Annotated in this window: 8 protein-coding genes; 1 reads left to right on the top strand and 7 read right to left on the bottom strand. The window is 66.3% G+C overall.

The genetic code is table 11. The annotated features are described in order from the left end of the window. Positions 1–22: 22 nt before the first annotated feature. The 7 genes from J7E91_RS33795 to J7E91_RS33825 all read right to left on the bottom strand — a co-directional run bounded on the left by J7E91_RS33795 (position 23) and on the right by J7E91_RS33825 (position 5,479). On the bottom strand, positions 23–556 hold the full coding sequence (locus J7E91_RS33795; protein ID WP_214910968.1) for a hypothetical protein: 534 nt from the start codon (positions 554–556) through the stop codon (positions 23–25). 597 nt (positions 557–1,153) lie between these two features. Continuing rightward, a complete protein-coding gene (locus tag J7E91_RS33800) occupies positions 1,154–1,309 on the bottom strand; it encodes a hypothetical protein (protein ID WP_214910970.1) in 156 nt (51 codons plus the stop codon). A 223-nt stretch (positions 1,310–1,532) separates the two neighbouring features. After that, positions 1,533–2,735, bottom strand: coding sequence for an alpha/beta fold hydrolase (locus J7E91_RS33805; RefSeq protein WP_214910972.1), 1,203 nt, complete (start codon positions 2,733–2,735; stop codon positions 1,533–1,535). Then, positions 2,723–3,292 carry an SAM-dependent methyltransferase gene (locus tag J7E91_RS37465; RefSeq protein WP_214910974.1) on the bottom strand — a complete coding sequence of 190 codons (570 nt, stop codon included), beginning with the start codon at positions 3,290–3,292 and terminating at the stop codon, positions 2,723–2,725. Before J7E91_RS37465 ends, J7E91_RS33805 begins: the two co-directional genes overlap by 13 nt. A 151-nt stretch (positions 3,293–3,443) precedes the next feature. Next, positions 3,444–4,271, bottom strand: a complete 828-nt coding sequence (locus J7E91_RS33815) for a tyrosinase family protein (protein WP_214910977.1) — start codon at positions 4,269–4,271, stop codon at positions 3,444–3,446. A 52-nt stretch (positions 4,272–4,323) separates the two neighbouring features. Then, the gene (locus J7E91_RS33820) at positions 4,324–4,734 is read right to left on the bottom strand and encodes a tyrosinase cofactor (RefSeq protein ID WP_214910979.1); all 411 of its coding nucleotides are present in this window, start codon (positions 4,732–4,734) and stop codon (positions 4,324–4,326) included. A gap of 538 nt (positions 4,735–5,272) precedes the next feature. Then, positions 5,273–5,479: an integrase core domain-containing protein gene (locus J7E91_RS33825; protein WP_214910981.1), complete on the bottom strand. Its 207-nt coding sequence runs from the start codon at positions 5,477–5,479 to the stop codon at positions 5,273–5,275. Positions 5,480–5,563: 84 nt separating this feature from the next. Between J7E91_RS33825 and J7E91_RS33830 the strand changes: the two genes are divergently transcribed. Then, entirely contained in the window at positions 5,564–5,983 is a 420-nt protein-coding gene (locus J7E91_RS33830) for a hypothetical protein (protein ID WP_214910983.1), read from the top strand. Positions 5,984–6,000: the final 17 nt, after the last annotated feature.

Raw genomic sequence — 6,000 nt, forward strand, 5'->3', positions numbered from 1 at the left:
ATCAGCGGTGACGGGATAGCTGTCAGGGACTGTCCGGGTCTTCCATCGTGGCCGTGGCCGTGAAGCAGTGCGCGCGCCCGTCGTCGCAGATCTCGGCGGCGTCGTCGAGCTGCCGGTCGAGGACCTCGTAGACGAGGAGGGCGGCCGTCCTGCCTGAAGGGAAGACCACCGTGGCCTGGTGCACCGGTCCGAAACTCTTGCTGGGGCCTGTGAAGGAAAAACGGCCCCGCCCGTCGAGGACGAGCGCGGTGTAGTAGTTGTATTCCTCGCCAATGCCGTGGCCGCGGAGGTGCGGGCCAGCCGCGATGTGCGGGGCGTGCCGGGCGGGGAGCCGCTCACACCGCGTGGAGAGCGATCCGCTCGCGCGGGTCGAGGCGAAGCAGTACGTCTGCTCGTCCGCCATCCAGCCCAGATGGCCGGCACTGTCGGCTCCGCGGAGGATCACCGCGAGGGTGTCCTCAGACGGCTGTTCGTAGCCCGGGGGCACGCTGTTCTTACGGAAGCGTTCGAGCAGCTTGCCGTCCTCCGGGGTGATCCGCGCCGACTCCTCCGGCACCCCTGGCCCGGTGGGCGCCGCTACGTTTGTGACCTGCGGTGTGGCTGTCGCGCCGGGTGTCAGCGGGGCTCCCTTGCCGTCCGACCCCCCGGCGCTGCACCCGCCCGTCGAAATCACCGTCATCGTGAGAACCGCGGCCCCGACGGATCTCCCCCATCTCACCTTCACATCAACACCCCCGGCCGTGATCATAGAGGCCATCAGCGATGAAGTCTCTGACCAGACTTCGTCGCCATCGGCTGGGCACAGGGCTGCGCATCTCCAGGGCCCCGCCCGCCACCTGAAGGGCTCCCCTTCGTCGCATACCTCAGCCATAGTTGCGGGATAGCCCTTACCTCTCCTCCACCGGCGACGACCGGCTCGAAGCAGGTGCCCGTGTCGCCCGCCCGGACCCCCGGCTGACCGTCGCCTGGTGAACGAACGCAGTCGCGGACGGCGGCTGTCCCGCTGGCTCGGACGAGAGCCCGGAGCTGTGACCGTGATGTCACAGCTCCGGGCTCTCGTCTCTCCGTCGGGGTTCGGGTAGCTACTCCAGCCACGGGCCCGACGCGGGCAGGGCGGTGACCCGGCCCTGGCGCCGTGCGCTCGCCTTCTTCTTCAGCTCGAGGTCTCGTAGTAGAGGTTCGCGGTCACCGTGGCGAGCGCGTCGAGCCTGCCCTGTAGTTCAGTCGCCCTGGAGGTGGCCTCGCGCAGCCTGCGGCGCAATTCGGCGACGGTTTCGTCGCGTTGGACTTCTCCCGGCGTACGGAGCACAGGGCGGGCGACCTTGGCATTCCACTCGGCCCGGATCTCCTCGGCCCGGTGGACGGTGGCATGGCTGACCTTCGCCTCGCGCGCCAGGTTCTCCTTGGTCAGCGCGCCGTCGGTGTGCGGCGGCTCGCCGGCCAGCAGACGGCCATGGCCTCGCGGAGCTTCGTCTCCGTGGCGGCGGACACCGGCATCAGGCGTTCTCCCTCATCTCCCGCGGCACGGGGCCTTACTCCACTTCCGCCAGCACGCCGTCCATGTCCATGATCCAGCTTCCGCTCTCGACGCCGTACACCTTCTTGTCTTTGAGCCACTTCCAGGACATGTGCTGCAGGATCTGGTTGGCCTTACGTTCCCAGACCGGGTTGTGGTCCCAGCCCTCTACACGGAACATGAGCTTGTCGACGCCGGGGATCTCCTTGTAGAGCTTCGGAACGGAGAAGTGCAGCACCGGCCCCATCTCCTGTGGCGTGTTGGCTGTTCTGTCCTGGTCTCCGTAGACGATGCACACCGGCACGGTGCTGCCGAGCGTGGGGCCGTGTGGCACGGTGCTTGTGTTCCAGCCCCACCAATAGGAGTTGCGCCACCGCATGACGCCCTCGGGTGCCCCCGGGGTCGAGCCGCCCCACTTCTGGCCGATGCTGTCGCAGTCCATGATGGCCTGCCACACGTGCTCGGCCAGCTCCTTGTCACTGATGCCGGCTTGGAGTCCCGCCTTGCTGGTCAGGTTCATCGGGAACCCGAAGACCGCGGGCGGATTGGATTCGGGCTTCGTGGGCAGGGGCGTTCCGGGAGGCGGAGCGAAGGGGTCGGAGGTGTTCGTCGACCATCGGCCGTTCGGGGGGAACATGGGCGCGAGAAGGAACATGCTTTCCACGTCCCCGGGATTCTGCAGCGCGTACGGGCCCATGACGAACGCGGCCGCGGACCAGCCGATGAATGCGACCTTCTCGTTGGCGCACCGGCCCCTGATGAACTTGACGACGGTGCCCAGCTCGCCCCATTCGCTCATGGAGTTCCCCAACTGGTGCGGGTAGTTCGCTGACGGGTCGCAGTCCTCCGTACCGGGATTGGTCTTCAAGAGGCCCCGCTGGGCCGGGTTGGCGTTGCACGGGTCGTGCATTTCCGGGCGGGGGGAGAGCCCGGATCCCTGGAGGTCCATGATGTACACGTCGTATCCCTTGCCCGCGAGGGCCTGCGCCCAGCTGTAGCTGGTGTCCGGGTGCGGGGAACTGCCCTGCGCAGGGCGCACGAGGTCGAAGCCGGGGAGGGCCGGAACGCTCCTGCCGTGGAGCATGAGGACCGGCTTGGGTGCGCCCCCGGAGTCGGCGGCCTTGTACTCCCGTACGAAGAGCTCGATCTTGGTGCCGAAGTTCGCCGGGATGGTCGATTTGTGCTTGACCTTGTGGTCGACGGGAGTCATGTGCGGCATGGTCGCCTCCGATGGCTGTTCGCCCTGAGGAACGGTTGTTTCCCGGGGGTGGTCAGCATCTCCGCCGCCTCCGGCCGGTACGGAGAGCCGGGGCGGCGGGTCGCACGGACGGTGACTGATCGGGTGGGCGCCGCTCCACCGATCGGCGGGGCGCGCCCTGGGGAGCGCGCCAGCGACTGCGCTGCAGGCCCGGGGGAACCCGTCCGGGAGCGGGGCGAGTGGATGACTGTCGTGTGCTCGTTCCGGTCCAGTAGGGCTCGTCCGTGGGCCAACACGATTGGATCGTTGTCGACGTAGACGACTGAACCGCCGATTGTTACGGGCCGGCTCCATGGTGCTGGGGACTTCCTCGAGCAAGGCAGCGCAGGATCCCGATCCGACTGGTAGTTGTCATTTTCCCCCAGGAAGTAGTCGTACATGCGTGCCACGCTCCAAGGCACCGGAGGAGTCGCTGACACGCTCCACTCACACACCGATCCCGCAGCATCATCCCGTTCTTGCAGGCGAGGTACGCCATGGGCCGATGACGGCCTCGCACTCACACACCAAGTGATCATTCGGGGGCCGTCGCCATGCCCGGCAGACGGAACGCGACCGTCACGCTGCACGCATGATCAGCCACCCGACAGGCTCGCAGAGGGAGACCGACGGACTCGCGTACGGGTGTGGGGCCGACACGCCGGGGTGCGGGCGAGGGACAGGCTCGGGCTACGCCGCGGTGTCGTAGGTGTAATGCCTGGTGTGGTCCAGCATGTCAGCGGGCGTCACGTCGTTCCAGGGACGCATGACGTCATTGAGGTTCACCACGTTGGGTGTTCCGGCAGCAGGCAGGTACGTCGATCCCGGGTGCCGGGCCTGCCACTGGGCCCAGAGCCGGTCTATGAACGCATGATGCAGCCAGAACACCGGGTCGTTGGGGGAGACACCGGTGGCCATCTGTCCGCCCACCCACACATGTACGCGGTTGTGAAGGTTGAGGCCGCGCCAGCCTTCCAGGTGGTTGCGGAAACCGTCGGACGCGCTGTTCCAGGGCGCGGTGTCGTACGTGGGCATCGCGAGTACCGAGTCGACCTCCGCGCGAGTGGGCAGCTGCTGGCCGCCGGAGCCGAGGGCTCGGCGGAGAAAACCGCGTCCGTCGACCCGTACGGACACCGGCCACTTGCCGGCGGTGACTGCGAAAGCGCCGTCGCTCACTTGCCCGTCCCTGCTTCGGCCAGTACCGCCCAGGAAATCGGCCGCCCACAAAGAGGACGTGGGGGAGCGGTCCACAGTCCAATCCCAGTAGGGCAGTGCCACGTCCGGGTTCACTGCCTGGAGAGCCTGCTCGAACTGTATGAGGAACCTGCGGTGCCAGGGCAGGAAGGACGGCGAACGGTGGCCTACACGGTCTCCGTTGTCGGTGTCGCTCATGATGAACGCGTTGTGGGTAGTAACGAACGTGTCATAACGCCCGCTGCGTTTGAGCTCGAGCAGCGCGTCGACGAAGCGGCGCTTCTCGGCGGGGGTGAGGTTCGCCTGGTTCTTGCGTACGGTCATGGGAAATGCCTTCGGGTTCAGGGTTGGACGGCGTTGCTGGACGGCGGTGCCGTCAGAGCAGGGGTTCGAGCTGCGATCCCTGAAGTTCGACCACGGCGGCGCGAGCCACGGCCCGCGGGCTGGTGAACGTCTCGTAGTGATTGATCACGCTGATCCACGTGCCGTCGGCGTTCTGCATCACGTGCAGCTCCTCGCCGTCGATGCGCACGGAGTAACCGGCGCCGTGGTGTCCTCCGTGATGCGACGGCGCACCTTGTATGCGACGTCCCTTGAAGGACTCGTCGAACGGCTTCGGCTGTGCGGGTGTGTGCCCAGAGCCCTCCGGAGAGTGGGCTTCCCCGTTACCGTGCCCGGCGGCCGGAGGGCCGGATGGCTCGGCCGTTCGCGCGAAGCCCGTCAGGGCGAGGCCGGCCAGAGCCGTGGCGGAGGCGCCCAGGGCGCGACGTCGGCTTAGTTGAGACATGGGTGTTCCCCCTGGCTGATGCGAGTCGATGCGAGTTAATGCGCCTGGAACCCCTGTTTCGGCGCGGGGCGGCACATTGAAGGCCCCTCACCGAGGAACATCCGGCTGGTCAGGCCGTCCGGGCCCCGGCGGGCCGTCGGGGAATATGACTACAGCCTTATGCCCGGCAGGGTGAAGTCTCGGCGCAGCCGTTGGTTGTTATACGGACAAGAGCCCACACATAGTGCGGAGTTGAACTAAGTCGATCTTCCTGTACTGCTCGTCGCGATGACGTTGGTCCGAAGATTTTATTGAGGACATAGGCAAGAAAAGAGGAATTTGCTGTTACCTGTCGGCAATCGTGGCAGTCGTCACGTCCGGAGGCTGTCCGGATTGCAGGTGGGCGTTGAGTGAAGGAGCCAGCTGCTACAGGCCATGCGCTGACTGAGTAACGCGGCCGTGGCCGTTCAGCGGGAGGCGGACTGTCCGCGCATGCAGGGAGGGTTCCCAGCGCGGGGATCGTGCGCTGTGTCAATCCCCTCGAACTGTGGAGTCCTTCCTATGCAGCCAGCCCCACGCTGAGGTCGGCCCAGTACTCGCGTTCGTAGTCGATCGGGCTGTTGAAGTTGCACACAATGTGTGGTCGGCGCGCGTTGTAGAAATCGGTGATCCAGGTGGTGATCCGAATCCGCGCCTTGGCCCGGGTGGCGAAGATGCGCCGGTGGACGTACTCGACCTTCAGGACGCTGTTGAACGCCTCGCTCACGGCGTTGTCTAAAACACGATCCGACGCGGCCCATGGACTGGAAGACGCCCAGATTCCGACAGGGCGCGGGCAAACTTCCGTGACGTGTATTCCGAACCGCGGTCGATGTGGAAGATCACGCCGCGAACGTCGCCGCCGCTCGGCTACGACGGCGACGAGGACGACATCTTCTGGCGCGACTTCCCCGCCAGCTACGGGAAGATGGTCTACTCCGTGATCCGCATGCTCGACGAGGACGACTCCGTCATCCCGTCGGCCCGGGCCGATCCGAAGGACGTCAAGCTGCTGGTCCCGCTGTTCGAGGAGCGTCCTCACGCCCTACATCCGGTACTCGGCCGACGCCAAGAAGCTGTACGACGACTGCTGCCCCCTCCCCATCCTCCTGCTCAACTCGGTGCCGGCCGTCGATTACCGGAAGCTGATGACCAGCATCGGATTCCCCGACCAGACCTGATCGCCGTTTCCAATGGAAACGACGCGTGGGCCCGACCACCCTCTGCTTGAGTTCTAGTGGTCGTCGC

It is taken from the genome of Streptomyces sp. ISL-99 (assembly GCF_018614005.1).
Lineage (GTDB): Bacteria > Actinomycetota > Actinomycetes > Streptomycetales > Streptomycetaceae > Streptomyces > Streptomyces flavidovirens.

Coding starts and splice junctions, on each gene's coding strand:
- J7E91_RS33805 (WP_214910972.1), bottom strand. CDS start 2,735: ATGCCGCACATGACTCCCGTCGACCACAAGGTCAAGCACAAATCGACC.
- J7E91_RS37465 (WP_214910974.1), bottom strand. CDS start 3,292: ATGATCACTTGGTGTGTGAGTGCGAGGCCGTCATCGGCCCATGGCGTA.
- J7E91_RS33815 (WP_214910977.1), bottom strand. CDS start 4,271: ATGACCGTACGCAAGAACCAGGCGAACCTCACCCCCGCCGAGAAGCGC.
- J7E91_RS33820 (WP_214910979.1), bottom strand. CDS start 4,734: ATGTCTCAACTAAGCCGACGTCGCGCCCTGGGCGCCTCCGCCACGGCT.